Below are 21,872 nucleotides of genomic sequence, written 5' to 3' on the forward strand. Positions count from 1 at the left end.
ATCAAGGTCAAGAACCAGGTCCTGCCGCGCCTCCGCTCGGGTGAGCGGCATTGCCCCTTCCGGATTCACCGGGCTGTGGCGGCTGAATAGATCATGATGGAATTCCTTGTTGTCGTAGTTGGGTCTTGCCGGTGCCGTCAGGCCGAGGCTGCAATTTCCGAAGCGAAGTTGCAATAGGAGCGCAGCGGACGGCTCAGAAGCGCGCTCCTGTGGTTAGAGCCACTCTGATGCAAAGACGAAAAGCGAAGACGCTAGGTCGCGATGAACGTAAGCAGTTCGGCGTTGACGAGGTCGGCATGGGTCGTGCACATGCCGTGCGGCAGCTTCTCGTGGATTTTGAGCGTGCTGCCCCTCACCAGCTTCGCCGACAGGGGTGCAGAGTCGGCAACGGGCACGATCTGATCGTCATCACCATGCACGATGAGCGTAGGCACGGTGATGCTCTTCAGGTCCCCGCTAAAGTCCGTCTCCGAGAACGCTTTGATGCAGTCGTAGTGCGCCTTGGCGCTGCCCATCATGCCCTGGCGCCACCAATTCCAGATGACCGCCTGCGATGCCTTGGCGCCCGGGCGGTTGTAGCCGTAAAATGGACCGCTCGCGAAATCGAGATAGAACTGTGACCTGTTGGCGGCGAGCTGCTGGCGCAAGCCGTCGAACACTTCGATTGGCAAGCCGCCTGGATTGGCTTCCGTCTTTAGCATCAGCGGCGGCACGGCGCCGATCAGGACCAGCTTGGCCACGCGGCCCCTGCCATGCCGCGCGACGTAGCGCGTAGCCTCGCCGCCGCCGGTGGAATGGCCGACATGAATGGCGTTGCGCAGATCGAGATGCTCGACGACCGCGGCGACGTCGGCTGCGTAGTGATCCATGTCGTGGCCATCGCTCACCTGGCTTGAGCGACCGTGACCGCGGCGATCATGGGCGATGACGCGATAGCCCTTGCCGACGAAGAAGAGCATCTGCGTCTCCCAGTCGTCGGAGCTCAGCGGCCAGCCGTGGTGAAAGACGATGGGCTGGCCGGATTTCGGTCCCCAGTCCTTGTAGAAGATCTGTACGCCATCCTTGGTGGTGACGGAGGTCATGGGATCAGTCCTTTGAGAGGGGAATGTCGAAGAGTCCTGTTCCTTGCCTGTCGCCGAAGAGGAGCGGACGGTGAGCGAAGTCGCGTAAATGAGCGCGCTTGCGAGCACTTTCCGGCGCGAAGTAGTTGCAAGCTGGCTGATAGATTTGTTCCTGACCATTTTCTTGTCTTCCCTGGTATTGGCGAATGCTCCATGATGTCTTAGCGAACCAGTCCTGCGGCTGCGCCAGCGCGATTGCTGTCATCGCCGAGGGATTGCTTTTACCGAAAGCGTCGTCGCCAATCGCTCGGGGTTTCTCCGGTCAGCTTCCTGAACGCCGCGGCGAACGCGGTTTGCGAGGCATAGCCGAGCTCCGCCGCCACCGACACGACCGACGTATCGGTGTCGCGCAGCATGTTCATGGCCTGCTCGAGCCGGTGTTGGCGCAACCAGGCGTGAGGCGAAAGCCCGGTGCTTTCCTTGAAGGCACGGCAGAAGTGGAAGCGTGACAGGCCGGCATCGGACGCCAGCGCAGCGAGAGAAACGTCCGCATCGCTGTCCGAGCGCAGGCGTTCGATGGCGCGGCGCAGTGCTATGGGCGAGAGGCCGCCCATGGTCGGCTGGAAAGTGGTTGGCGAGCCGGTGTGCGCAGCGAGCAGGCGCGTGGCCAGAAGATCCGTCAGCTGCTGCCTGAACAGGGCGTCCAGGGCTTCGCTGCCCTCAAGCGCATCCGCGGCACTTAGGAGTAATCGAGATGTAATGAGATCGGGATGTCCCGTTCTTTCCAGCAGATCGCTGGGAGTGGCCGTGTCGGCTTCGCCGGCAACACGCTCGAGCGTTCTGTGCGGAAGGTAGAGTTGAACGACATGCATCGGCTGGTGAATGTCCCACCGGGACGTCGAGCCGGCTGGAATGACTGTCACAACGCCGGGACGCGCCGTCGTAATCGCTGCTGATTTACCGGTGCGCCGCTCCAGCCGCTGTAAGCCGGCAGGATAAGTCATAATGACGTGATCAGCCATCGGCTCGACGATGTCGTGCAGGGGATCATGCTTCCAATAGGCGATCGCGCCGCTGGACGGATCGGAAGCCATGCGAAGTGGCGAGGTCTTGAGCACGCGGGCCATCTCCACATCGGCAGGACGCCGGTCGGCGACCGGCAAATCGCGCTGGTGCGCCTCGGAAGTGTCCGCCTGATTCTCGTGGGAAAGATCGCGCAAGATTGCTTTGCAGCTCATGGACCCGTTCTCGCCGTTGAGGGGCATTTCGTTTGAGCGTTCGGCGCGCGTTCTAGGCGCGATACAGGTCCGGCGTCTTTCTCAAAGCCGCCATGCTTTGCCCGATCCTGCTGTAAGGCGCCGCCAAGTGCCCGCGTGCGACCAAAGTCGGAATCAGCGCAGCGAACGGTCGCTGCTTGCTGCTGTCGAAAGCGGCAATCGACGCGTGGTGACGCTTTTGTAAGCGGAATGAATGGACAACAGCGCTGACGCTCATGAGCAACGATCAAGCTTGGCATCACGAAACTGACATGGCGCCATTCCACGAGGAAACTGGACGATCGCGCGCCAATCCTCGATACTGGGATATGACTTCGCGGGGGTGCCGATGAACGGCCGTGTCTAAGTCCGCTATATCCTGGTGAAGAAATCGATCTCTATGACACAGACTGGCGCTTACGGTCAGAACCTCGGGCAGTTCTTGCGCCTGGAGCAGGCACCCCCCTCGCTGATCACGCGTTCATTGCGCAGCGCCGAACTCGCGGTTACCGAAACCCGGAATGATGCCCCTGTGCCCGGTCTTTCCGGTTCGCTGGCCCCAGAGGATGCCTTCCTCGTCAGCCTGAAGCTGCACGATTACCCGGACTGCGAACTCTGGGAGCACGGCAAGTATGTGATGAAGGCCGATGTCCCCGCGGGCACAACCTATTTGTACGATCTCAAGAATGATCCGCGCTACGTGATCGACAAGCCGTTTCACTCCCTGTACTTCTACCTTCCGCGCTCCGCGCTCGACAGTATCGCCGATCAGTCCCGCGCGCCGCGCGTTGGTGAACTGGATTGCCGGCTCGGTGTCGCCCATGATGATGCGGTAGTTCGTCATATCGGCGCGTCGCTGCAGGATGGGCTGTTGCGGCCGAACGAAGCCAACCAGCTGTTTGTCGATCACATGATGCTCGCGCTGACCGCGCACGTCGCCCAGACATATGGCGGAATGCGGCGCGTCGCCGAGACGAATCGCGGTGGTCTTGCCCCATGGCAGGTGAAGCGGGCCTGCGAAAAGCTGGAGTCCGATCTCAGCGGCAAGTTTACGCTTGAGCAAATCGCGACCGAGTTTGACCTCTCGGTCAGCCATTTCTCGCGCGCGTTTCGGGTTTCCACCGGCCTGCCGCCGCACCAATGGCTGCTTCGCCAGCGCGTGAAGGCGGCGAAGCAGTTGATGACCGTCCGCGACCTGCCGCTGTCCGAAATTGCGATATCGGTCGGCTTTGCCAATCAAAGCCACTTTACGCGGGTGTTCTCCGCCTCGGTCGGCGTCAGCCCCGCAGCGTGGCGGCGCGAAACCCAGGGCGCGCCGGCAGGCGAAACCTGATCTTCCGCCTAGCGGCACCTTGTCTGTGAGATATCATAGGCTGCCCGCCGTGCCGCGAACATCTCGTCGGGCGGATGACCGATACCTTCGGCAAGATTGGCCGGATTGAAGAGGGCCTCGTCACAAGCCTCGCTTGGTTCAACGCCGGTGACCACGATCGTTCCCAGTCGCAAAGCTTCGCGCGCATCTTCGTCGGGCCATCGGATGGTGACATCCATGACGGGGTCGCCGGGACGGTCGAGCAGGGCCATCACGCTGAATCTGAGATCGCGGGCCGCGATCCGGGAGTCGAGGTCGCTTTGCAGGAGATCGGTGGCATTCGCGGTGGCTTGGTTCGCGGCGTGGCTGCCTTCTTCGCCGACCGGCATGACTTTGAACTTGATGAACCGTGTCTCGCCCTTTGAATTCGTCGCGGGAAATGCATGCACTCCCCAATAGGTCGTGCCGGCAAGGCTTGCAGGCAACGGATGCGCGGCGATGTAGTCCGCTTGATGCCGCGTTTCAGGATTGCTGGCCGAGAATGCCGCGACCTTGTTCCGATTCGGCTTGCCGTCCGGTCCGGGAATGCGTGCGCGAAGGAAGGCCAACATCTGATCGAGCGTCCTTGCAAAATGAATCGGGACGCTTTGCGTCAAAACCTCCGAGCGCTGGCCGTTGCTGCCGAGCCGGAAGCTGAAGCCGCGCAATAACGGTATATTGATGTTGTCGCCGTCTGCGGAGAACCGCGCCAGCACGCGCGACGGCTTGGTGAAGCTTTGGGATTTCGTGATCTCCTTCGCCAGATCTGATGGCGCGTAGGTGCCGCGCACGCATCGGCCCTGGGCAAAGCTCGCGCGTGCCCTGGGCTGAGTATCGGCAATGGCCTTCAGCGCGTCGACGACAGATGCTGGCGTGGCAGCGCCGTTAGGAAACTTGGACAGGGCGGCCCCTTTGGTTCGAACGTTGGAGCCAGTTTTTGAAGCAGAATAGGCCCGCAGTCTTTCCGAAAGCGTCCATCCTTGTCCAATCCTGCTGCAAAGTTCGTGACGGTAGCCCCGCTGCGCTTGTTGCAGTCCCCCGGTCTCGCTTTGATCCTCCGTGGCGCAAACACGCAGGTTCCCTTCCGTTATTGCCAAGAGCGCGGGTTGTTTCTATTAGTGAGAAGGCTGGTGGGCCCCGGCAAATCCCGGAATCGAGCTGCGAGTGAACGAGGTCCAGTGCCTGATCCCTACACTCGGCGCACCGCCCCTCCATCGACCGGGATCGCCGCACCATTGATATAGCGGGCGAGCGGCGAGGCGAGAAAAGCCACGAGATGCCCAATGTCGTGAGGCTCACCGAAGTAGCCAGCGGGAATGTTCTGCTTGATGAACTCGACCCTGGATTGCTCCGTTGGATGAAGCTTTTGAATCTGGGCCGAGTTGATGCGACCGGGAGCGATCGTGTTCACAGTGATACCATGTGCGCCGAGTTCGGAGGATAGTGTTCGGGACCAGCTGACAAGAGCTGCTTTGGCGGGCGCCGCGCCGTTGAGCTTTGGCGTAACCAGTGCGCCGGATATACTGACGATCCGACCCCAGTTTCGAGCTTTCATCCCGGGCACGATGAGATCGGTTAGTCGCCGTGCTGCGAGGAAATTGAGTGTGAGTGCCTCGTCCCAGAACGCATCGTCTGCTTCGCCTGTGACGGGCCTCGCACCACCGGCGTTGTTGACGAGAATATCGACGCGCCCGCCAAGAGCCGCCAAGGCCTTGGCTGCGATCTGAGCGGAGCCGCCTTTCGCACAAACGTCCCCGACCACGATCGCCGGACGACCACCGGAACAAGAGGCCAGGCGTTCGGCCACTTGCTCCAGCGCCGCCGCTGTGCGCCCGCTGATCGCCACATGCACGCCGGCATCTGCAAGCGCCGCCGCGATCCCGCTGCCGATACCGCCACTTGCAGCCGTGATGAGGGCAGTCTTGCCTTCGAGGCCAAGTTTCATCGGATCAACTCCATGCGTGGATGACGCAGCTTCGCCACATGAGCTGTGTTGACGTCCATATCCAGGGACACGAGACATTAACCTCCGCCCGGTAGTCTGCAACCTCCGCCCGGTAGTCCGCCCCGCGCTGGAGAGTTGCGTATGGATATCACGACCATGGTCAGCGGCATTCTCGCCGCTCAGGATGAGAATAAGCAGCTGCAAATCGCGACCGCCGTCCTGAGATCCAGCGCTAAGGCGGAGAAAATCGCGGCCGAGACGGGTTCGGCCGAGCAGGCCTCGCTTGCCGATCCTGGCCCCGGCGTCGGCGACAATCTCGACGTTACCGCCTAATCCAATTGTCGGATTTTTTTGGCCGGCACGCGCCAACAGCCGTTTGGCAGGGCAATGACCGGTAAGTTGGGCAATGTTAAAGTCATGCCGGTGATTTGCCCGACGCGTCAAACGTTTTTTCGTTTGGCAAAACATCAACGCCGGCAACCACTTGCTTTCTTTGCATGGGGTTGTTTTCGATAATTTTGGTTGGCAGCAACCGCGCCTGGCGTCTACTCGGCCGGCACGCCCGTCGATCCCCGCGTCGTCAGCTTGCTGCCCGCCGCCTGCCTGGCGAGATGCGCGCTCGGCGGCACCACGTCGGTCGCCAATCCCAGCCACGCCAAAAAGCGGATGGTGAGCCAGGTGTTGTCCATCTCCCACCAGCGGTGGCCGTGACGCGCCGAGCGCGGATCGGCGTGGTGGTTGTTGTGCCAGCCCTCGCCGTTGGAGATCAGGCCGACGATCATGTTGTTGCGGCTGTCCTCGTCGGTCTCATAGTTGCGGTAGCCCCAGACATGCGTCACCGAATTGACGGCCCAGGTGATGTGCCAGACTAGCACCGTGCGCACGAAGACACCGAACAGCAGGATGCTCAGCCCGGTCTGCGTTGCATCGGCCGGCGTCGCGCCAAACAGCCAGGCCACCGCGAAGCCGGCGGCGAAGAACAGCGGCATCTGGATGAGGTTGATCCAGATCAGCCAGTTATGGCGCTCCAGCGCCACATAGAATCGGTCGCGCAAAATATCCTTGGCGTAGCGCTCATAGATCCCGAGCCGCGACAGCTCCGGCTGATGCACCAGGATCCAGCCGATATGGGCCCAGAAGAAACTGGCCAACGGGCTGTGCGGGTCCGGCTGCTGGTCGGCGAATTGATGATGCCGGCGATGGATCGCGACCCAGCGCGCCGGGGTTTCCTGCAGGCAGGACATCGCGATGACCACCATCGCATGCTCCAGCCATTTCGGGCATCGCAAGCCGCGGTGGGTGAGCAGCCGGTGGTAGCAAAGGTTGATGCCGAACAGCCCGCACAGATGCGTGCCGACGATCGCGACGATCAGGCCGCTCCAGCTGAAATAGCCCGGCAGCACCGCCAGCAGCGCGAAGGCATGGTAGGCGCCGATCCCGAGAATATAGGGCCAGTTGAGCTGATACGGCAGCACGCCGGCCGGCAGCAGCAGCCGGGCGCTTGCGGGCAAGTTAATGGGCTTGTCAGGGCTCAGTACCGCAGTCTTGACGGTCGGCCGGGGAGCGGTCGGCATAGGGAAGTCAGTTCCATGCTGCGGGGAGGGCGTCATCGCCGACGCCAGGGTGCGATTCCTCTTATACGGTTCACAGCTGTGCCGGGGTCGAAATTCTGAGGCTAAATGACGCTGTACCCCGAGAAAAAATGGCTGGAGAATCAGCCAAGTAGCTGCCCCGCAAGGCAGATTGGCCGGATTTGCCTGACTTGATTGACATTCTCCCCCGCGATGGCTTAGAAATCGCCCCGTCCCGGGCGGTTTGGCCGCTGGCGGGGTAAATCTCATTTTGCCACTTTCGGGTAGTGCAGGTTCGGCCTCCATCACGGCCTTTCAACGCATCAGGATTGTCCCATGAAGGTCCGTAACTCGCTGAAATCGTTGCGCGGTCGCCACCGCAACAACCGTCTGGTCCGCCGCAAGGGCCGGGTTTACGTGATCAACAAGGTGCAGCGCCGCTTCAAGGCCCGTCAGGGCTGAGGCCGGCTTTCAGCCTTCGATTTCGTCTCGCGATTTCTTCTCGCGATTTCGCCTCGCTTCACGGGTCTTTGACGACGTGCTGCTTTGCAGCGCGATGTTGTGCGTCTAGACTTGCCCCATGGCTTTGAGATTCCTGCAACCCCGCACCTGCCGGATCGCGATCCTTGTCGCCGCGGTCATGACGGCCGTGCCGGTGGTGGCGTTTGCGCAGAACGATCCGCGCGTCATCCCGCCGCCCAAAAGCCAGAAGAAGTTGCCGGAAGCGCCGAGCAAGCTGCCGAACGTCGGCGCCGATCGGACGCGCGGTCTCGACTTCCTGTTCGGTGCGCTGAAGGCCGCGCCCGACGAGGCCAGCGCCAAGCATGTCGAGGCGCGGATCTGGGCGCTGTGGATGCAGACCCCGAGTGACACCGCAGCGCTGTTGATGGTGCGCGCCAAGGCGGCGATGGAAGCGCAGAAGGCCGATGTCGCGCTGAAGCTGCTGGATGCCGTGGTCAAGCTGCGACCGGATTATGTCGAGGCCTGGAATCGGCGGGCGACGCTCTATTACCTGAAGAACGACTACGTCCATTCGCTCGAGGACATCCGGCAGGTGCTGGTGCGCGAACCCCGCCATTTCGGCGCGCTGGCCGGGCTTGGCATGATCATGCAGGACCTCGGCGAGGAAAAGCGCGCGCTGGAAGCGTTCCGCAAGGCGCTCGCCGTCAACCCGCACCTCGAAAAGGTGCCGGAGCTGGTCAAGACGCTGACCGAAAAGGTCGAAGGCCGCGATATCTGATTCAATCATAATCGATGGGCTGTGGCGCGGTTAACCCTGAATCCCGTCAGGCCCGCACGTATTCTTCCAACGCATTATTATCGATTATCGGCTGTCAGCTCAGGGAGCGAAGCCATGAAATCATTGCTGCTGTCCGGCGCGATGATCCTCGCAGCCGGCACCACGGCTTTCGCAGCCGATTATTGGGTGGTCGGCAATCGCGCGACCAGCAAATGCGAGATCGTCACCAGCAATCCCGTCATCGATGCGCAGGTCGGCGGCAATATCTGGTTCGGGAGCGGACCCTATCAGTCGCTCGACGATGCCAAGCTCGCACGCTCGACCATCAGCGCCTGCCCGAAGGAAGAGCCAACTTCCGCCGAAGCGGCGGGCAAGGACAAATAGAGCGTTTTCAAGCGAGGTGGATACCGGTTCGCGTGAAGAAACCCGTCAACACGGCAATCTAGTGCAGCGCGTTGCTGCCGCGGGCCATGCCATCCAGGCCGACTGCGGCGTAGAACTGCGCCAATTCCGCCTCCAATTGCTCATTGACCAGCAGCAACGCCTTCAGCGCGCCGCGGATGTCGCCATTGCAGGTCGCTACGATCTGGTCGATGGCCGCTTCGCTGGTGTCGGAAATCATGGATGGTCCTCCGATAGTACTGTGGAACAACATTCTGGTCTCCGCCCGCGTTCCTGTGGATTTTGGGTAAAAGTCCGGGGCATCGACCAGGCCCGATCAGACACGTCGGCACATGGCGAAAGTGTTAGCGTGACTGTATAAAAAGTCCGATGACGCCAGTATGACCCCGCTATCCACAGGTCGGGCGGATTGTGGAAAACTTCCGAAACTTGCGCCCATTCCGGCCGTATCACGTTGGTGGCAAAGATCATTCGGACATTTTCAATGATGGTAGCGATTGTCGTGGCGGCGCTGGCGATCCTGGCGCTGGTCACGCAGGCCGGAGTTTGGCTGGCGCAGCGGGCCCATCCCGCTCAGGGCAAGATGGTCGAGGTTGCCGGCGCGGCCCTTCATATTGTCGATATCGGTCCGCGCGACCCGGCCAGCCCTCCGATCGTGATGCTGCATGGCGCAAGTTCGAATCTCGAGGTGATGCGGCAGCCGGTGGGTGAACGTCTTGCGAAAAGCCATCGCGTGATCCTGATCGATCGTCCCGGCCACGGCTGGAGCTCCCGCGCCAATCTTGCGGACTCAACGCCAGAAATTCAGGGACGGATGATCGACGAGGCGCTGGCCAAGCTCGGTGTCGGCCGTGCGATCTTCGTGGTGCATTCCTGGTCGGGCGCGCTCGGCGCGCGCATGGCGCTGGATTATCCGGAGCGCGTCGCCGGCATGGTGATGCTGGCGCCGGTGGCCTATCCGTGGCCGGGCGGCGTCGGACGCTACAACAGGATCGTTGCAACCCCGGTGATCGGCCCGCTGCTGGCCTACACGATCACGCTGCCGCTGGGCACGCTTCTCATCGGATCAGGCGTCCACGGCGTGTTCCTGCCGCAATCGGTCCCGGATGGATACGTCGAAAACACCGCAAGCTCGCTGCTGCTGCGGCCGCGCGAGTTTCTCGCCAATGCGCGCGATCTGGTGACGCTGAAGGCGGCCGTCGCCGAGCAGGCGCCGCGCTATGCCGCGATCAAGGCGCCGATCACGATCATCACCGGCGATATCGACAAGACGGTATCGACCAACATCCATTCGCGGCCGCTGGCGGCTACCGCGCCCAACGCCAAACTGATCGTGCTGCCCGGGCTCGGCCACATGGTGCAGAACGCGGTGCCTGATCTCGTGGTCTCCGAGATCGAAGCGATGATCGGCGCAATGGCGCAAAGCACCGCGGCCGCCGCCAATTAGGATATCAACGGCGGCGGTTACTCGGTCTTGCGGTTACTTGGTCTTGCCGTCCTTGTCGTATTGCGCGAGGAACGCCCAGAGGTCGCCCGCCTCTTTCTCGTTCTTGATACCAGCGAACACCATCTTGGTGGCGGGAATTTTCGCCTTCGGATCCTTGATGTATTCGAGGAATACATCCTTGCTCCAGGTAATGCCGGAATTCTTGTTGGCCTCCGAATAGGAGTAGCCCTCCACCGTGCCGGACTTGCGGCCCTCGAGCCCGTTCAGCACCGGGCCCACCTTGTTCTTGGCGCCTTCGCCGATCGCATGGCAGGCCATGCACTTGTTGAACGAGGATTTTCCGGCGGTGACGTCCTGCGCCAGCGCGCCCGACATGGCAGCCAATGAGGTGACGACAACCAGCGTACTCAAGATCGGTGTTTTCATGTGGTGCTCTTCATCTCTTCCCTGATAGAGGTTGATTTGCTTTTTGGCAGGCCCGTTCCGATTGGACAAGCCACGAAACTTTGACAGGTTCCGGCATTGCGGGCTTGCCCGAGAGAGAACTCACCGTTCTCTGGGGAAGGCAATCCGACTTTGTGGTGGCCTACCCAAGAGCGCCCAGACGTGCTTGATTTGTCGCGACAAATCGATAATCGCGCCAGGCCCTGGAGGAAACGCATGGCCATTATGATGCCGGCTTCCGATCAGGCCGTTCTGGATCGCCGTGACGCCATTGTGGCCGCCTTGCGTGCGATCGTGCCGGGCGAGGGCGTGATCGACAGCGCGGCCGAAATGCTGCCTTACGAGTCCGACGGCCTGATGGCCTATCGCCAGCCGCCGATGGTCGTGGTGCTGCCCGACTCCACGGAGCAGGTCTCCAAAGTGCTGAAATATTGCTTCGAGCAGGGCATCAAGGTGGTGCCGCGCGGCTCCGGCACTTCGCTGTCGGGCGGCGCGCTGCCGCTCGCCGACGGCGTGCTGCTCGGCCTCGGCAAATTCAAGCGTATCCGCGAGATCGATTTCGATAACCGGGTCGTCGTGACCGAGCCCGGCGTCACCAATCTGGCGATCAGCCAGGCGGTGGCGCATGCCGGCTTCTACTACGCACCCGATCCGTCGTCGCAGATCGCCTGCTCGATCGGCGGCAACGTCGCGGAGAACTCCGGCGGCGTACATTGCCTGAAATACGGCATGACCACCAACAACGTGCTGGGCTGCGAAATCGTGCTGATGTCAGGCGAAATCTTGCGCATCGGCGGCAAGTCGGCCGAGAACGCAGGCTACGACCTGATGGGCATCATCACCGGCTCCGAAGGCCTGCTCGGCGTCATCACCGAGATCACGGTGCGGATCCTGCAGAAGCCCGAAACCGCCCGCGCGCTCATGGTCGGTTTTGCGGAGGTCGAGGCCGCCGGCGAATGCGTCGCGCGCATCATCGGCGCCGGCATCATTCCGGGCGGCATGGAGATGATGGACAAGCCGGCGATCCACGCCGCCGAAGCCTTCGTCCACGCCGGCTATCCGCTCGACGTCGAGGCGCTCCTGATCATCGAGCTCGATGGACCCGGCGTCGAGGTCGACGAACTGATCGGACGCGTCGAGGCCATCGCGAAAGGCTGCGGCTCCACCACGCTGCAGATTTCCACTTCGGAAGCCGAGCGCAATCTGTTCTGGGCCGGCCGCAAGGCGGCGTTTCCGGCGGTGGGGCGGATTTCGCCGGATTATCTCTGCATGGACGGCACCATTCCGCGCGGCGCGCTGCCCAAGGCCCTGGCGCGGATCCGCGACCTCTCGGCCAAATACGATCTGCGGGTCGCCAACGTGTTTCACGCCGGCGACGGCAATCTGCATCCCTTGATCCTCTACGATGCCAACCAGCCCGGCGAGATGGAGCGGGCCGAGGCGTTCGGCGCCGACATCCTGCGCTGCTGCGTCGAGCTTGGCGGCGTGCTCACCGGCGAGCACGGCGTCGGCATCGAGAAACGCGATCTGATGGGCGAAATGTTCAGCGAGATCGACCTCAGCCAGCAGCAGCGGCTGAAATGCGCGTTCGACGCCCAGGGCCTGCTCAATCCCGGCAAGGTGTTTCCGACCCTGCACCGCTGCGCCGAACTCGGCCGCGTGCACGTGCACGGCGGCAGACTGGCGTTTCCCGAATTGCCGCGGTTCTGAAAAATGAGGCTCGCCCATTTTTCGGTCGTCATACCCCGCGCAGGCGGGGTATCCAGTATTCCGCGCCGTCGGTGCTTATCCGCGGCGCCTGCGATTACTGGATCGTCCGCCGGAGCCTGTCATCGGGCTCGCCGGAGGCGAGACCCGGTGGCGGACGATGACAACAAGAAGCAGATGTAGGCACGTGGACACCCTCAAAGTACGTGACGCCAAGGACGTCGAGCAGGTGGTGCGGGCGGCGATCGCCAGCGAACAGCCGCTGGAGATCGTCGGCCATGGCTCAAGGCGCCTGATCGGCCAGCCGATGGCAACCAATGCGCTGCTTGAGCTGTCGGCGCTGAATGCGGTTACCGCCTATGAGCCGAACGAGCTGATCATCACGGTGCAGGCCGGCGCGCCGCTGGCCGATGTGCAGTCGCTGATCGACTCCAAGAATCAGCAATTCGCGTTCGAGCCGATGGACACCTCGGCGCTGCTCGGCGTCGCCGGCGCCGGCACCATCGGCGGCATGATCGGCGCAGGTCTGGCCGGTCCGCGCCGCATCAGGGCCGGCGGCGCCCGCGACCACCTGTTGGGGGCGCATGCGGTGTCCGGCTTCGGCGACAGTTTCAAAACCGGCGGGCGGGTGGTGAAGAACGTCACCGGTTACGATCTCTGCAAGTTGCTGGCGGGATCGTGGGGCACACTGGCGGTCATGACCGAAGTGACGTTGAAGGTAATGCCCAAGCCCGAGAGCGAGCGCACGCTGGTGCTGCGCGGGCTCGACGATCTCACCGCCAACCGGGCGATGACGGCGGCGCTGGGTTCGCCCTACGACGTGTCGGGCGCGTCGCATCTGCCGTATCAGGCGTTCCGGCCCGCGGCCGGCGCACTGGCCGAACTCGGTGCGCCCGGCCAGGCAGTCACCCTGCTGCGGCTGGAAGGCATCGCGGCTTCCGTTGCCGACCGCGCCAATTCGCTCGGCAAGATACTGACGCCGTTTAGCGCCGCGGAAATCCTGCAAGACGCGACCTCTGCCGCGATCTGGAGTTCGATCCGCGACGTCCACCCGTTTGCGGCCCATGGCGCGCTGGGGGCGTGGCCGGTGTGGCGGATCGTCTGTCCGCCGGCTTCCGGCGGCGTGCTCGGGCAGCAGCTTTCGCGCGACACCGGCGGCGAGGTGATCTACGATTGGGGCGGCGGGCTGATCTGGGCGGCGTTGCCGCCCAAGCCGGACGCGCAGGCGGCACTGCTGCGTGCGCGCGTCGATGCCGCCGGCGGCCACGCCATGCTGGTCCGGGCGTCCGAACTGGTGCGGCGCAATGTCGAGGTGTTCCATCCGCAATCCGGCGGCGTGGCCGCCTTGAGCGAACGCGTGCGCCTGAGCTTCGATCCCAAGAATATCCTCAACCGGGGCCGCTTGCTGCGGGCGGTCGCGCCATGAAAACCGAATTCTCACTCGCCCAACTGGCCGATCCTGACATCGCCGAAGCCGACAAGATCCTGCGCGCCTGCGTGCATTGCGGGTTCTGCACCGCGACCTGTCCGACGTATGTGCTGCTCGGCGACGAACTCGATAGCCCGCGTGGCCGGATCTATCTCATCAAGGAGATGCTGGAGAAGGACCGCCCGCCGACCAAGGAGGTGGTCAAGCATATCGACCGCTGCCTGTCCTGCCTCGCCTGCATGACGACCTGCCCGTCGGGTGTGAACTACATGCACCTGGTCGATCAGGCGCGGGTCAGGATCGAGCGGGATTATTCCAGGCCGCTACCGGAGCGGGCCTTGCGCGCGGTGCTGGCCTTCGTGCTGCCGCGGCCTGGCTTGTTCCGCGCCAGCATGATCATGGCGCGGCTGGGCCGGCCGCTCGCGGCCTTGCTGCCGACGCCGAACAAGGCCTCGGCGACGCCCGGCCTGCTGCGGCGGATCAAGGCAATGCTGGCGCTGGCGCCCGGGAGCCTGCCGGCGCCGGGACCTGCCGCCGGCAGTGTTTTCCCGGCCATTGGCGGCAAGCGCGGGCGGGTCGCGCTGCTGCAGGGCTGTGCCCAGCAGGTGCTGGCGCCGCGCATCAACCAGGCCGCCATCAACCTCCTGACACGCCACGGCATCGAGGTGGTGCTGGTCAAGGACGAGCAATGCTGCGGCGCGCTCACCCATCACCTCGGGCAGGACCGCGACGCACTGGCGCGCGCCCGTGGCAACGTCACGGCCTGGCTGAGGGAAGCGGAACAAGGTGGCCTCGACGCCATCCTGGTGACGGCGTCGGGCTGCGGCACGGTCATCAAGGACTATGGTTTCATGCTGCGCGAAGACCGCGAATTCCACGGCCCCGCTGCGCGAATATCCGCGCTGGCAAAGGATATCACCGAGTATCTCGCAGGCATCGATCTGCATCCATCGAGCCAGCAAGGCGACGTCACCATCGCGTATCACTCGGCTTGTTCACTGCAGCACGGACAGAAAATCACGCACGCTCCGAAAGAATTGCTTTCCAAGAATGGATTCGTGGTGAAAGATGTACCCGAGAGCCATTTGTGTTGCGGTTCGGCGGGGACCTACAACATTCTCCAGCCCGACATTGCGAGCAGATTGCGCGATCGAAAGGTCGCCAATATTGCGACAGTCAAACCGGACATGATCGCTGCGGGCAATATTGGGTGCATGGTGCAAATTGCCGGCGGTACGTCAGTTCCTGTGGTGCACACGATTGAGCTTCTCGATTGGGCGACAGGAGGTCCAAAGCCTGAATTGAAGGGGCCTGGACTGACAAGGCCAGGATTGAATTGATCGATCGGCCGACTATTCGAAGCGCTCGACCTGATACGTAGCAGCGGCAACAGGAGGATCACGATGGCTAAAGCGAAGAAGAGCAAGAAAAGCAAGAAGGCCAAAAGGGCCAAGAAGGCAGTAGCGGCAAAGAAGAAAACCGCGAAGAAGTCGTCGAAGAAAGCCGCCAAGAAGTCGGCAAAGAAATCTGCCAAGAAGTCTTCGAAGGCTGCAAAGAAATCCGCCAAGAAGGCGGCGCCCAAGAAGGCTGCCAAGAAAGCTGCCAAGGCTGCCGCCAAGAAGAGCCCGGCGAAGAAAAAGAAAGCCGCTGCCAAGCCTGCCGCTACCAAGCCGGCAGCCCCGGTGGCGGCTCCGGCGCCAGAGCCCGAACCGGCGCCCGCGCCGAGCTGGGCAACTCCGAGTTCGGAGTCGTCCACCCCGTCCTGGGGATCCGACGGCGGCGATCAGCGCTAGGTCGCCCCCGGCGCATCGAAGACGGTCTATCGGAAAGCCGCAGCGTCCACCGCTGCGGCTTTTTCGTGAGGTCCATCGGACCGGCTGGACCACGGATTTTTACGGAGGCAGTTGATTCGGCCGCCATTCGGCAAACTTGCAACTGACCCGCTGCTTGCCGGTCTCGGATGTCTCCTGCCGGACACGAAAGCCGCCAAAATTGTTGTTGGAATGCAACACCCGCCGACAACATTTTTCGAAACAGTCAGAACGCCTAAAAAGGCGGCAGATGATTGTCTTTTTTGCTTCACGCCCATGACGGCGCGGACCAGATTGCATCGGTTAGAGAATTTGGCTGCAGTCGGTTATCGCTCGCCCTGGGGGGCCACCGGAACGGGACTGTTCTAGAACGGTGATTGGGGATCGTCATGAAGAAACTGGCTTTGTTAGCAACGACGCTGGCAATGGTATCGGGTTCGGCTCTCGCGGCAGACTTGCGTGTCAAGGCCGTCAAGGCCCCGCCGCCGGTCGCGTTCGATCCCTGGGATATCGCCTTCGGCGCCTCGCTCGCCAGCAACTACGTCTTCCGCGGTATCACCCAGTCCAACCACAAGCCCTCGGTCTCGGCCTACTTCGAGCCGCGTTACAACGTCACCAAGGACCTGCAGCTCTATGTCGGCGCGGCCGGTGCGAGCATTTCGTTCCCCAACCGCGCGGCTGCTGAAATCGACATCTACGGCGGTATCCGCCCGACCTTCGGCATGTTCGCCTTCGACTTCGGTGTGTGGGGTTATCTCTATCCGGGCGGGCAGTGCTTTAACTCCGCCGCGATTCCCGGTTCGGGCATTCCTGGATCGGACGCGAGCTGCGCCGCCAGCCCGTTCGGCAATTCCGATCCCGTCACCGGCGGCCTTCCGATCAACGGCAACTTCGCCAAGAAGAACGCCAGCTTTTATGAAGGCTTTGCCAAGGTCAACATCACCCTCAACGACCAGTTCTCGGTTGGCCTGAACGAATACTACTCGCCGAACTTCCTGAACCTCGGTGCCTGGGGCAACTACGCGTCGATCACCGGCAAGTGGACCGCGCCCGCCACCACCTTCGGCGCCAGCGGCGTCGGCATGTATATCTCCGGCGAATTCGGCCGCCAGTGGCTCGGAACTTCGGATTCCTTCTACGGCACGGCCATCGCGAGCCCGCTCGGCGGCGGACCGTTCCCGGCAGGTATTCCGGAGCCAAGCTACAACACCTGGAACATCGGCATCGGCTTCACCTACAAGGTCTTCACGCTGGATCTGCGCTACTCCGACACCAATCTTTCCAAGGGCGATTGCAACGCGTTCACCAGCGATCACACCGCCCGCTTCGACGGCAGCTTCACGCCCATCAACCCGGGTGGCTTCGGCTCCGGCTGGTGCGGTGCGACCGGTATCGCCAAGCTCTCGGCTGACCTGACTGCGATGACCAATCTCAAGTAGGGTCTTCTCGAAGACCTTGCTTTCCAAGGTCCATTCTTCCAAGTCCTTGGGGGCGGCAGAGCAATCTGCCGCCCCTTTGCTTTGTGCGGCACCTGTCGCGTTTCGAGCGAGCCGGGGAGCGATCCGATCTCATCCGGCCGTTGCCGCGCTGCTGACCGCGCTCGCCTATACTTGGCCCCGCAGGGTCCGTCGGCAACGCCGCCTGTGATCAGACCGGTGCGGGTTTTACGCCGACCGCTTCGCGCAACGTGAACCGGTCGCCGTCGCGGACCATCGCGACATGGCGTTGATGGAAGGCGTCGAGCGTCGAGCGGTGGCCGATCGAGACGATGGTGGTTTGCGGCAGTTTCGCGCCGAGCAGATCGTACAGCGCGGCTTCCGAGGGTTCGTCGAGCGAGGCGGTCGCCTCGTCGAGGAACAGGTATTGCGGCGCGTGCAACAGCGCGCGCGCCACCCCGAGGCGCTGCTGCTCGCCAAGCGAGAGCATCCGGTTCCAGTGCGCTTGCTCCGGTAGCCGCTCTGCCAGCTTGGGCAGGCCGACCAGGGTGAGCGCTTCCCTGACCCGATCGGCGCTGAAGGATTTGGCTTCGCCTGGATAGGCGATCACCTCATGCAGCGATCCGATCGGGAAGTAGGGCCGCTGCGGCAACATCATGACAGACGCGCCGGCCGGAATGGCGATCGAGCCGCTGCCGAACGGCCAGATGCCGGCGATGGCACGAAACAAAGTCGACTTGCCGGAGCCCGACGGGCCGGTGAGCAGCGTACGCTCGCCGCTGCGCAGGCTTAAGCCATCGGCCGAGACCAGTGGCGTGCCGTTGGGCAGGCGCAACGTGAGCTGGCGCAGGTCGATCGCCGTGCCGCCCTGGGATGCAACGACGCCGATCGATTCGCTCGATTTCTCCAGCGCCGCGGCACTCGCGATCGCCGCTTCAAACCCGTCGAGACGGGCGACGATGGCGCGCCAGTCGGCGAGCGTGCGGTAGATCGTCACGAAGATCGACAACGCCGACTGCACGCTGCCGAAGGCGGACGCTGTCTGGGTCAGGCCGCCAAGCTGGACCTTTTTTTCGAAGAAGGCCGGTGCCACCAGGATGTATGGAAAGATCACCGCGGCCTGCGAATAGCTCGCGGTGAACGCGGTCAGCCGCTTGGTCCGGCTCATGATGCCGTACCAGTTCTCGATGACATGGTGGAAACGCGCCCACAGCCCCAGGCGCTCTGCGTGCTCGCCCTGCAGCAGCGCGATCTGTTCGGAGTTCTCCCGTGCCCGAACCAGGTTGAAGCGGAAGTCGGCCTCGAATTGCTGCTGCTTGAAATCAAGCCGCACCAATGGCGAGCCGATCCATTGCGTCAGCGCCGTGCCAAGGACGGCATAGATCAGCGCGGCCCAGACCAGGTAGCCCGGGATGGCGTACTCCTGGCCGAACAGGTGCAGGGGTGCCACTGCCGACAGCCCCCACAGGATGATGACAAAGGAAAACAGCGTCACCACCGAATTCAAAAGACTGAGCCCGATATCCAGCGTCCGCTCGACGAACAGTCTGACGTCGTCGGCGAGCCGCTGGTCCGGATTGTCGGCCGCATCGCCCTGCAACTGCATGCGGTAGTGATTTGCACCGTGCATCCATTCGCCGAGATAGTGCCGGGTCAGCCAGCGCCGCCAGCGAATCTGCAGCCATTGATTGAGGTAGAGCTGGTAGACGGCGAGCACGACGGCGCAACTCGCCAGCACACAAAAGACGCCGATCTCCCGGACGAAGACCTCCCAATTGTAATCCTGCAGCGCGTTGAAGAAGCGATTCTGCCACTGGTTCACCAGAACGTCGATCGCGACCAGCGCCAGCTGGATCGTGATGACAGCAGCCAGCAGCGCGCGGCCGGCCCATTTGTCCTCGGAACGGAAATAGGGAGCGGCGATTCGCCATACGGTCGCGAGCGTCGCGCGGATGTTCTTCACAGATGGTGGTCTCCGGGAGTGGCCTTAAAGGCCTGAAAGAAAAGCAGGAATGAGGACTTAGACGAAAGTAGTTAGTTTCGCGGCCTGCGGCGGCTTGTCGCGGCCTTCGCGCCGACCCTAGCATGGCGGTCAGGGCGCGGGGCGGGTGACCTCTGGACTTCGCGAGGTTGTGAGCGGCTTCCCGTTGAGGGGCCGATCCGGAACCGATTTCGCGCAATCCCAAGATCGTTTCCCGCATTTGTCAGGCACGCCGGACCGTCCACACGGCCGGGTGCTCAATAATAATCCCGGAGAATCCGAACATGTGGGATCAGATCTATAATCCGCTGAACAACGCGACATTGTCGACGCTTGCCGCCGCCGTGCCGGTGGTCACGCTGCTGCTGTTGATCGCCAGCGGCAGGGTCAAGGCGCACATCGCGGCCATTATTGCGTTGATCGTCGCCAACATCGTCACCATTGCCATCTACCACATGCCCGCCGGCATGTCGGTTCGGGCATCGCTGCTCGGCGTGGTGGTCGGCTTCTTCCCGATCGGCTGGATCGTCCTCAACGTCATTTTCCTTTACCGCATTACGGTCGAGACCGGCCGCTTCGAATTGTTGAAGCGCGCCATCGGCGGGGTCACCAACGACCGTCGCCTGCAATTGCTGCTGATCGCGTTCGCCTTCGGCGCATTTTTCGAGGGCGCATCCGGCTTCGGCACGCCGGTCGCGATCACCGGCGCGGTCCTGATCGGGCTCGGCTTTTCGCCGTTGGCAGCCTCCGGCCTGTCGCTGATTGCCAACACCGCGCCTGTCGCCTATGGCGCGCTGGGCACGCCGATCCAGGGGCTGGCCTCGGTCACCGGGCTCGATCCCTACATCCTCGGCGCGATGGTCGGCCGCCAATTGCCGCTGTTCTCGCTGATCGTGCCGTTCTGGGTGGTGTGGGCCTTTGCCGGCTGGAAGGGCATGAAGGAGGTATGGCCGGCCATTCTGGTCACCGGCGTCTCGTTCGCGGTCCCGCAATTCGTGATCTCGAACTTTATCAACCCCTGGATCGTCGACATCGGCGCTTCGCTGATCTCGATGGGATGTTTGATCCTGTTCCTGAAAGTGTGGCAGCCGAGGGAGCTTTGGCTGTCGCCTGCGCTGCGCGGCAACGATGAGTCGGCGGCGACCATGACGACGCCGAGGCCGATGGACAAGACGCCGCTCACGCCAAGCGAATTGTGGAGCGCGCTGCTGCCGTGGATCATCGTCTGTGTGGTGATGCTGATCTGGGGCAGTGGCGGATTCAAGAACTGGGCGAACGCCAACTTCGTCTGGAAATATCAGGTCCCCGAACTGCACAATCTGATCAACAAGGTGCCCCCGGTCGCCGCCAGGCCGACACCCGAAGCCGCGGTGTTCGACTTCACCTATCTGTCGTTCACCGGCACCGGCATGCTGATCGCGGCGATCATCTCCGGATTCCTGATGAGCTTTTCGCCCGCGAGGATGCTTGCGGAGTACGGCCGCACCATCAAGCTGTGCGCGATCTCGCTGATCACGATCTCGGCGATGCTGGCGATCGGCACGCTGACGCGGCTGTCCGGCGTCGACGCCACGCTCGGTCTGGCGTTTGCCGCGACCGGCGTGCTCTATCCCTTCTTCGGCACCTTGCTCGGCTGGCTGGGCGTGGCGCTGACGGGGTCGGATACCGCCTCCAACGTGCTGTTCGGCAATCTGCAGAAGATCACGTCCGAGCAGCTCGGCCTGTCGCCGATCCTGATGGCGGCCGCCAATTCTTCCGGCGGCGTGATGGGCAAGATGATCGACGCGCAATCGATCGTCGTCGCCTCGACGGCGACCAACTGGTACGGCCACGAAGGCTCGATCCTTCGCTACGTGTTCCTGCATTCGATCGTGCTGGCGTGTCTGGTCGGCGTGCTGGTGACGCTGCAGGCTTACGTCTACCCGTTCACGTTGATGGTCCTGCAGTAAGGCGCAACCGAAGGCCCGGCCAATGATATCAGCGGCGCGGCCCGCGGGATCTTCTCGTCGGCGCGGCGGCTTGTGCGTCGGTCGATCAACTGTGTGCGCCAGCTCACATTCGGCCGATGCGGCCTGCGGTAGTTACGGGATAGCCGAAGCAGATCCCCTGCTACCATGGGGCTTCGCAGGATGCAGTTGTAGCTCAGTTGGTTAGAGCGCCTGTCTGTGGAACAGGAGGTCGGTGGTTCGAACCCACCCAACTGTACCAACCGTTCAAGCCGGTCAAATCAGCTTCATCGCGACGTGCTTGTGCTCGGTCCTCCATCGGGCCGAACCAAGCTGTTTCGAAGACCGGAATTTTCAACGCAACCAACGGCGCGAGTGAATAGTGAAACGCCTCACCATCGTGAGCTTCACTTGCGAAGAATTTGGGCGACCCTCACTCCCTTCATGAACGCGCGGACACCTGAACATCCGTTCAGAAATTTTCCATGAACTATGTGGATGAAGCGCGCGTCAGACAGTCATGCAAACGATGCGACACGCTGACACGATCGACGACGGAACGAGTTTGACGCGCGTCATTGTGGCGCACTCGATCTGCATGCGCTGTCTTTATCGCATTTCATTGCGGATTCGCTTGCAGGACCGCGCGTTCAATATGACGTGACCTCTTCTCCGTGTTTCAGCTCACGTTCAGCCGACGACGACGATCATAGGGTTCGCGCTATCGGAGCAGATCCCCTGCTACCAGAACCCAAGGAGCTACCATGTCGTTTCGTAAAGCAATCCTCTCCGCGGTCGCCGCAACCGTCGTGTTGGCTGCGAGCCTCTCCGCAAGCAGCGCTGCG

The 21,872-nt window shown here is 62.5% G+C and carries 22 protein-coding genes and 1 tRNA gene; 13 read left to right on the top strand and 10 right to left on the bottom strand.

Annotated elements, in window-relative coordinates; translation table 11 throughout:
- Positions 1–251 precede the first annotated feature (251 nt).
- The 4 genes from ACSQ84_RS17595 to ACSQ84_RS17610 are packed head-to-tail and all read right to left on the bottom strand — an operon-like array spanning position 252 to position 2,555.
- Complete coding sequence (locus ACSQ84_RS17595) at positions 252–1,082, bottom strand: alpha/beta fold hydrolase (RefSeq protein WP_436212936.1); 831 nt, start codon at positions 1,080–1,082, stop codon at positions 252–254.
- Positions 1,083–1,086: 4 nt separating this feature from the next.
- Positions 1,087–1,326 (bottom strand): hypothetical protein, encoded by a 240-nt coding sequence (locus ACSQ84_RS17600; RefSeq protein ID WP_436212937.1) that lies wholly within the window; start codon positions 1,324–1,326, stop codon positions 1,087–1,089.
- Positions 1,327–1,342: 16 nt separating this feature from the next.
- Entirely contained in the window at positions 1,343–2,299 is a 957-nt protein-coding gene (locus ACSQ84_RS17605; protein WP_436212938.1) for a helix-turn-helix transcriptional regulator, read from the bottom strand.
- A gap of 52 nt (positions 2,300–2,351) precedes the next feature.
- Positions 2,352–2,555, bottom strand: a complete 204-nt coding sequence (locus ACSQ84_RS17610; protein ID WP_436212939.1) for a hypothetical protein — start codon at positions 2,553–2,555, stop codon at positions 2,352–2,354.
- Between the two features lie 162 nt (positions 2,556–2,717).
- Between ACSQ84_RS17610 and ACSQ84_RS17615 the strand changes: the two genes are divergently transcribed.
- Complete coding sequence (locus ACSQ84_RS17615) at positions 2,718–3,650, top strand: helix-turn-helix domain-containing protein (RefSeq protein ID WP_436213110.1); 933 nt, start codon at positions 2,718–2,720, stop codon at positions 3,648–3,650.
- An 8-nt stretch (positions 3,651–3,658) separates the two neighbouring features.
- Here ACSQ84_RS17615 and ACSQ84_RS17620 read toward each other — a convergent pair whose 3' ends face one another.
- Positions 3,659–4,570, bottom strand: a complete 912-nt coding sequence (locus ACSQ84_RS17620; protein WP_436213111.1) for a catalase — start codon at positions 4,568–4,570, stop codon at positions 3,659–3,661.
- A gap of 287 nt (positions 4,571–4,857) precedes the next feature.
- Complete coding sequence (locus ACSQ84_RS17625) at positions 4,858–5,613, bottom strand: SDR family oxidoreductase (protein WP_436212940.1); 756 nt, start codon at positions 5,611–5,613, stop codon at positions 4,858–4,860.
- Between the two features lie 141 nt (positions 5,614–5,754).
- On the opposite strand from ACSQ84_RS17625, the gene ACSQ84_RS17630 reads away from it, so the two are divergent.
- Positions 5,755–5,946 (top strand): hypothetical protein, encoded by a 192-nt coding sequence (locus tag ACSQ84_RS17630; RefSeq protein WP_436212941.1) that lies wholly within the window; start codon positions 5,755–5,757, stop codon positions 5,944–5,946.
- A gap of 212 nt (positions 5,947–6,158) precedes the next feature.
- Here the strand turns inward: ACSQ84_RS17630 and ACSQ84_RS17635 are convergent, their stop codons facing one another.
- Complete coding sequence (locus tag ACSQ84_RS17635; protein WP_436212942.1) at positions 6,159–7,187, bottom strand: acyl-CoA desaturase; 1,029 nt, start codon at positions 7,185–7,187, stop codon at positions 6,159–6,161.
- A 333-nt stretch (positions 7,188–7,520) separates the two neighbouring features.
- Here ACSQ84_RS17635 and ykgO point away from each other — a divergent pair, with 333 nt between their 5' ends.
- The 3 genes from ykgO (at position 7,521) to ACSQ84_RS17650 (ending at position 8,808) form a co-directional block, all read left to right on the top strand.
- Positions 7,521–7,646 carry a type B 50S ribosomal protein L36 gene (gene ykgO / locus ACSQ84_RS17640; RefSeq protein WP_002718645.1) on the top strand — a complete coding sequence of 42 codons (126 nt, stop codon included), beginning with the start codon at positions 7,521–7,523 and terminating at the stop codon, positions 7,644–7,646.
- Between the two features lie 118 nt (positions 7,647–7,764).
- Positions 7,765–8,424 carry a tetratricopeptide repeat protein gene (locus tag ACSQ84_RS17645; protein WP_436212943.1) on the top strand — a complete coding sequence of 220 codons (660 nt, stop codon included), beginning with the start codon at positions 7,765–7,767 and terminating at the stop codon, positions 8,422–8,424.
- A 114-nt stretch (positions 8,425–8,538) separates the two neighbouring features.
- Positions 8,539–8,808 (top strand): hypothetical protein, encoded by a 270-nt coding sequence (locus ACSQ84_RS17650; protein ID WP_436212944.1) that lies wholly within the window; start codon positions 8,539–8,541, stop codon positions 8,806–8,808.
- Between the two features lie 58 nt (positions 8,809–8,866).
- Here the strand turns inward: ACSQ84_RS17650 and ACSQ84_RS17655 are convergent, their stop codons facing one another.
- Positions 8,867–9,046, bottom strand: a complete 180-nt coding sequence (locus ACSQ84_RS17655) for a hypothetical protein (RefSeq protein WP_436212945.1) — start codon at positions 9,044–9,046, stop codon at positions 8,867–8,869.
- A 264-nt stretch (positions 9,047–9,310) separates the two neighbouring features.
- Between ACSQ84_RS17655 and ACSQ84_RS17660 the strand changes: the two genes are divergently transcribed.
- Entirely contained in the window at positions 9,311–10,273 is a 963-nt protein-coding gene (locus ACSQ84_RS17660; protein WP_436212946.1) for an alpha/beta fold hydrolase, read from the top strand.
- A gap of 33 nt (positions 10,274–10,306) precedes the next feature.
- Here the strand turns inward: ACSQ84_RS17660 and ACSQ84_RS17665 are convergent, their stop codons facing one another.
- Complete coding sequence (locus tag ACSQ84_RS17665; RefSeq protein WP_436212947.1) at positions 10,307–10,699, bottom strand: c-type cytochrome; 393 nt, start codon at positions 10,697–10,699, stop codon at positions 10,307–10,309.
- Positions 10,700–10,933: 234 nt separating this feature from the next.
- Between ACSQ84_RS17665 and ACSQ84_RS17670 the strand changes: the two genes are divergently transcribed.
- The 5 genes from ACSQ84_RS17670 (at position 10,934) to ACSQ84_RS17690 (ending at position 17,103) form a co-directional block, all read left to right on the top strand.
- Positions 10,934–12,427 carry an FAD-linked oxidase C-terminal domain-containing protein gene (locus tag ACSQ84_RS17670; RefSeq protein ID WP_436212948.1) on the top strand — a complete coding sequence of 498 codons (1,494 nt, stop codon included), beginning with the start codon at positions 10,934–10,936 and terminating at the stop codon, positions 12,425–12,427.
- 184 nt (positions 12,428–12,611) lie between these two features.
- Positions 12,612–13,850 (top strand): FAD-binding protein, encoded by a 1,239-nt coding sequence (locus ACSQ84_RS17675; RefSeq protein WP_436212949.1) that lies wholly within the window; start codon positions 12,612–12,614, stop codon positions 13,848–13,850.
- Positions 13,847–15,193 (top strand): glycolate oxidase subunit GlcF, encoded by a 1,347-nt coding sequence (gene glcF, locus ACSQ84_RS17680; RefSeq protein ID WP_436212950.1) that lies wholly within the window; start codon positions 13,847–13,849, stop codon positions 15,191–15,193. Before ACSQ84_RS17675 ends, glcF begins: the two co-directional genes overlap by 4 nt.
- 63 nt (positions 15,194–15,256) lie before the next feature.
- Positions 15,257–15,646, top strand: coding sequence for a hypothetical protein (locus tag ACSQ84_RS17685; RefSeq protein ID WP_436212951.1), 390 nt, complete (start codon positions 15,257–15,259; stop codon positions 15,644–15,646).
- 407 nt (positions 15,647–16,053) lie between these two features.
- Positions 16,054–17,103: a TorF family putative porin gene (locus tag ACSQ84_RS17690; protein WP_436212952.1), complete on the top strand. Its 1,050-nt coding sequence runs from the start codon at positions 16,054–16,056 to the stop codon at positions 17,101–17,103.
- A gap of 208 nt (positions 17,104–17,311) precedes the next feature.
- Here ACSQ84_RS17690 and ACSQ84_RS17695 read toward each other — a convergent pair whose 3' ends face one another.
- On the bottom strand, positions 17,312–19,063 hold the full coding sequence (locus ACSQ84_RS17695; RefSeq protein ID WP_436212953.1) for an ABC transporter ATP-binding protein/permease: 1,752 nt from the start codon (positions 19,061–19,063) through the stop codon (positions 17,312–17,314).
- 302 nt (positions 19,064–19,365) lie between these two features.
- Between ACSQ84_RS17695 and ACSQ84_RS17700 the strand changes: the two genes are divergently transcribed.
- Together ACSQ84_RS17700 and ACSQ84_RS17705 are read left to right on the top strand one after the other, a co-directional pair.
- Complete coding sequence (locus ACSQ84_RS17700) at positions 19,366–21,030, top strand: L-lactate permease (protein WP_436212954.1); 1,665 nt, start codon at positions 19,366–19,368, stop codon at positions 21,028–21,030.
- A gap of 182 nt (positions 21,031–21,212) precedes the next feature.
- Positions 21,213–21,289: transfer RNA gene (locus tag ACSQ84_RS17705), tRNA-His, on the top strand.
- Positions 21,290–21,872: the final 583 nt, after the last annotated feature.

This window comes from Bradyrhizobium sp. LjRoot220, from assembly GCF_964252915.1.
GTDB lineage: Bacteria > Pseudomonadota > Alphaproteobacteria > Rhizobiales > Xanthobacteraceae > Bradyrhizobium.

What these genes read in the sequence shown, in the direction of transcription:
- ACSQ84_RS17615 (WP_436213110.1), top strand. Translation starts at nt 2,718, where the DNA reads ATGACACAGACTGGCGCTTACGGTCAGAACCTCGGGCAGTTCTTGCGC.
- glcF (WP_436212950.1), top strand. Translation starts at nt 13,847, where the DNA reads ATGAAAACCGAATTCTCACTCGCCCAACTGGCCGATCCTGACATCGCC.
- ACSQ84_RS17635 (WP_436212942.1), bottom strand. Translation starts at nt 7,187, where the DNA reads ATGCCGACCGCTCCCCGGCCGACCGTCAAGACTGCGGTACTGAGCCCT.
- ACSQ84_RS17685 (WP_436212951.1), top strand. Translation starts at nt 15,257, where the DNA reads ATGGCTAAAGCGAAGAAGAGCAAGAAAAGCAAGAAGGCCAAAAGGGCC.
- ACSQ84_RS17660 (WP_436212946.1), top strand. Translation starts at nt 9,311, where the DNA reads ATGATGGTAGCGATTGTCGTGGCGGCGCTGGCGATCCTGGCGCTGGTC.
- ACSQ84_RS17625 (WP_436212940.1), bottom strand. Translation starts at nt 5,613, where the DNA reads ATGAAACTTGGCCTCGAAGGCAAGACTGCCCTCATCACGGCTGCAAGT.
- ACSQ84_RS17595 (WP_436212936.1), bottom strand. Translation starts at nt 1,082, where the DNA reads ATGACCTCCGTCACCACCAAGGATGGCGTACAGATCTTCTACAAGGAC.
- ACSQ84_RS17600 (WP_436212937.1), bottom strand. Translation starts at nt 1,326, where the DNA reads ATGACAGCAATCGCGCTGGCGCAGCCGCAGGACTGGTTCGCTAAGACA.
- ACSQ84_RS17670 (WP_436212948.1), top strand. Translation starts at nt 10,934, where the DNA reads ATGGCCATTATGATGCCGGCTTCCGATCAGGCCGTTCTGGATCGCCGT.
- ACSQ84_RS17665 (WP_436212947.1), bottom strand. Translation starts at nt 10,699, where the DNA reads ATGAAAACACCGATCTTGAGTACGCTGGTTGTCGTCACCTCATTGGCT.
- ACSQ84_RS17630 (WP_436212941.1), top strand. Translation starts at nt 5,755, where the DNA reads ATGGATATCACGACCATGGTCAGCGGCATTCTCGCCGCTCAGGATGAG.
- ykgO (WP_002718645.1), top strand. Translation starts at nt 7,521, where the DNA reads ATGAAGGTCCGTAACTCGCTGAAATCGTTGCGCGGTCGCCACCGCAAC.
- ACSQ84_RS17690 (WP_436212952.1), top strand. Translation starts at nt 16,054, where the DNA reads ATGAAGAAACTGGCTTTGTTAGCAACGACGCTGGCAATGGTATCGGGT.
- ACSQ84_RS17610 (WP_436212939.1), bottom strand. Translation starts at nt 2,555, where the DNA reads ATGAGCGTCAGCGCTGTTGTCCATTCATTCCGCTTACAAAAGCGTCAC.
- ACSQ84_RS17700 (WP_436212954.1), top strand. Translation starts at nt 19,366, where the DNA reads ATGTGGGATCAGATCTATAATCCGCTGAACAACGCGACATTGTCGACG.
- ACSQ84_RS17650 (WP_436212944.1), top strand. Translation starts at nt 8,539, where the DNA reads ATGAAATCATTGCTGCTGTCCGGCGCGATGATCCTCGCAGCCGGCACC.
- ACSQ84_RS17645 (WP_436212943.1), top strand. Translation starts at nt 7,765, where the DNA reads ATGGCTTTGAGATTCCTGCAACCCCGCACCTGCCGGATCGCGATCCTT.
- ACSQ84_RS17655 (WP_436212945.1), bottom strand. Translation starts at nt 9,046, where the DNA reads ATGATTTCCGACACCAGCGAAGCGGCCATCGACCAGATCGTAGCGACC.
- ACSQ84_RS17605 (WP_436212938.1), bottom strand. Translation starts at nt 2,299, where the DNA reads ATGAGCTGCAAAGCAATCTTGCGCGATCTTTCCCACGAGAATCAGGCG.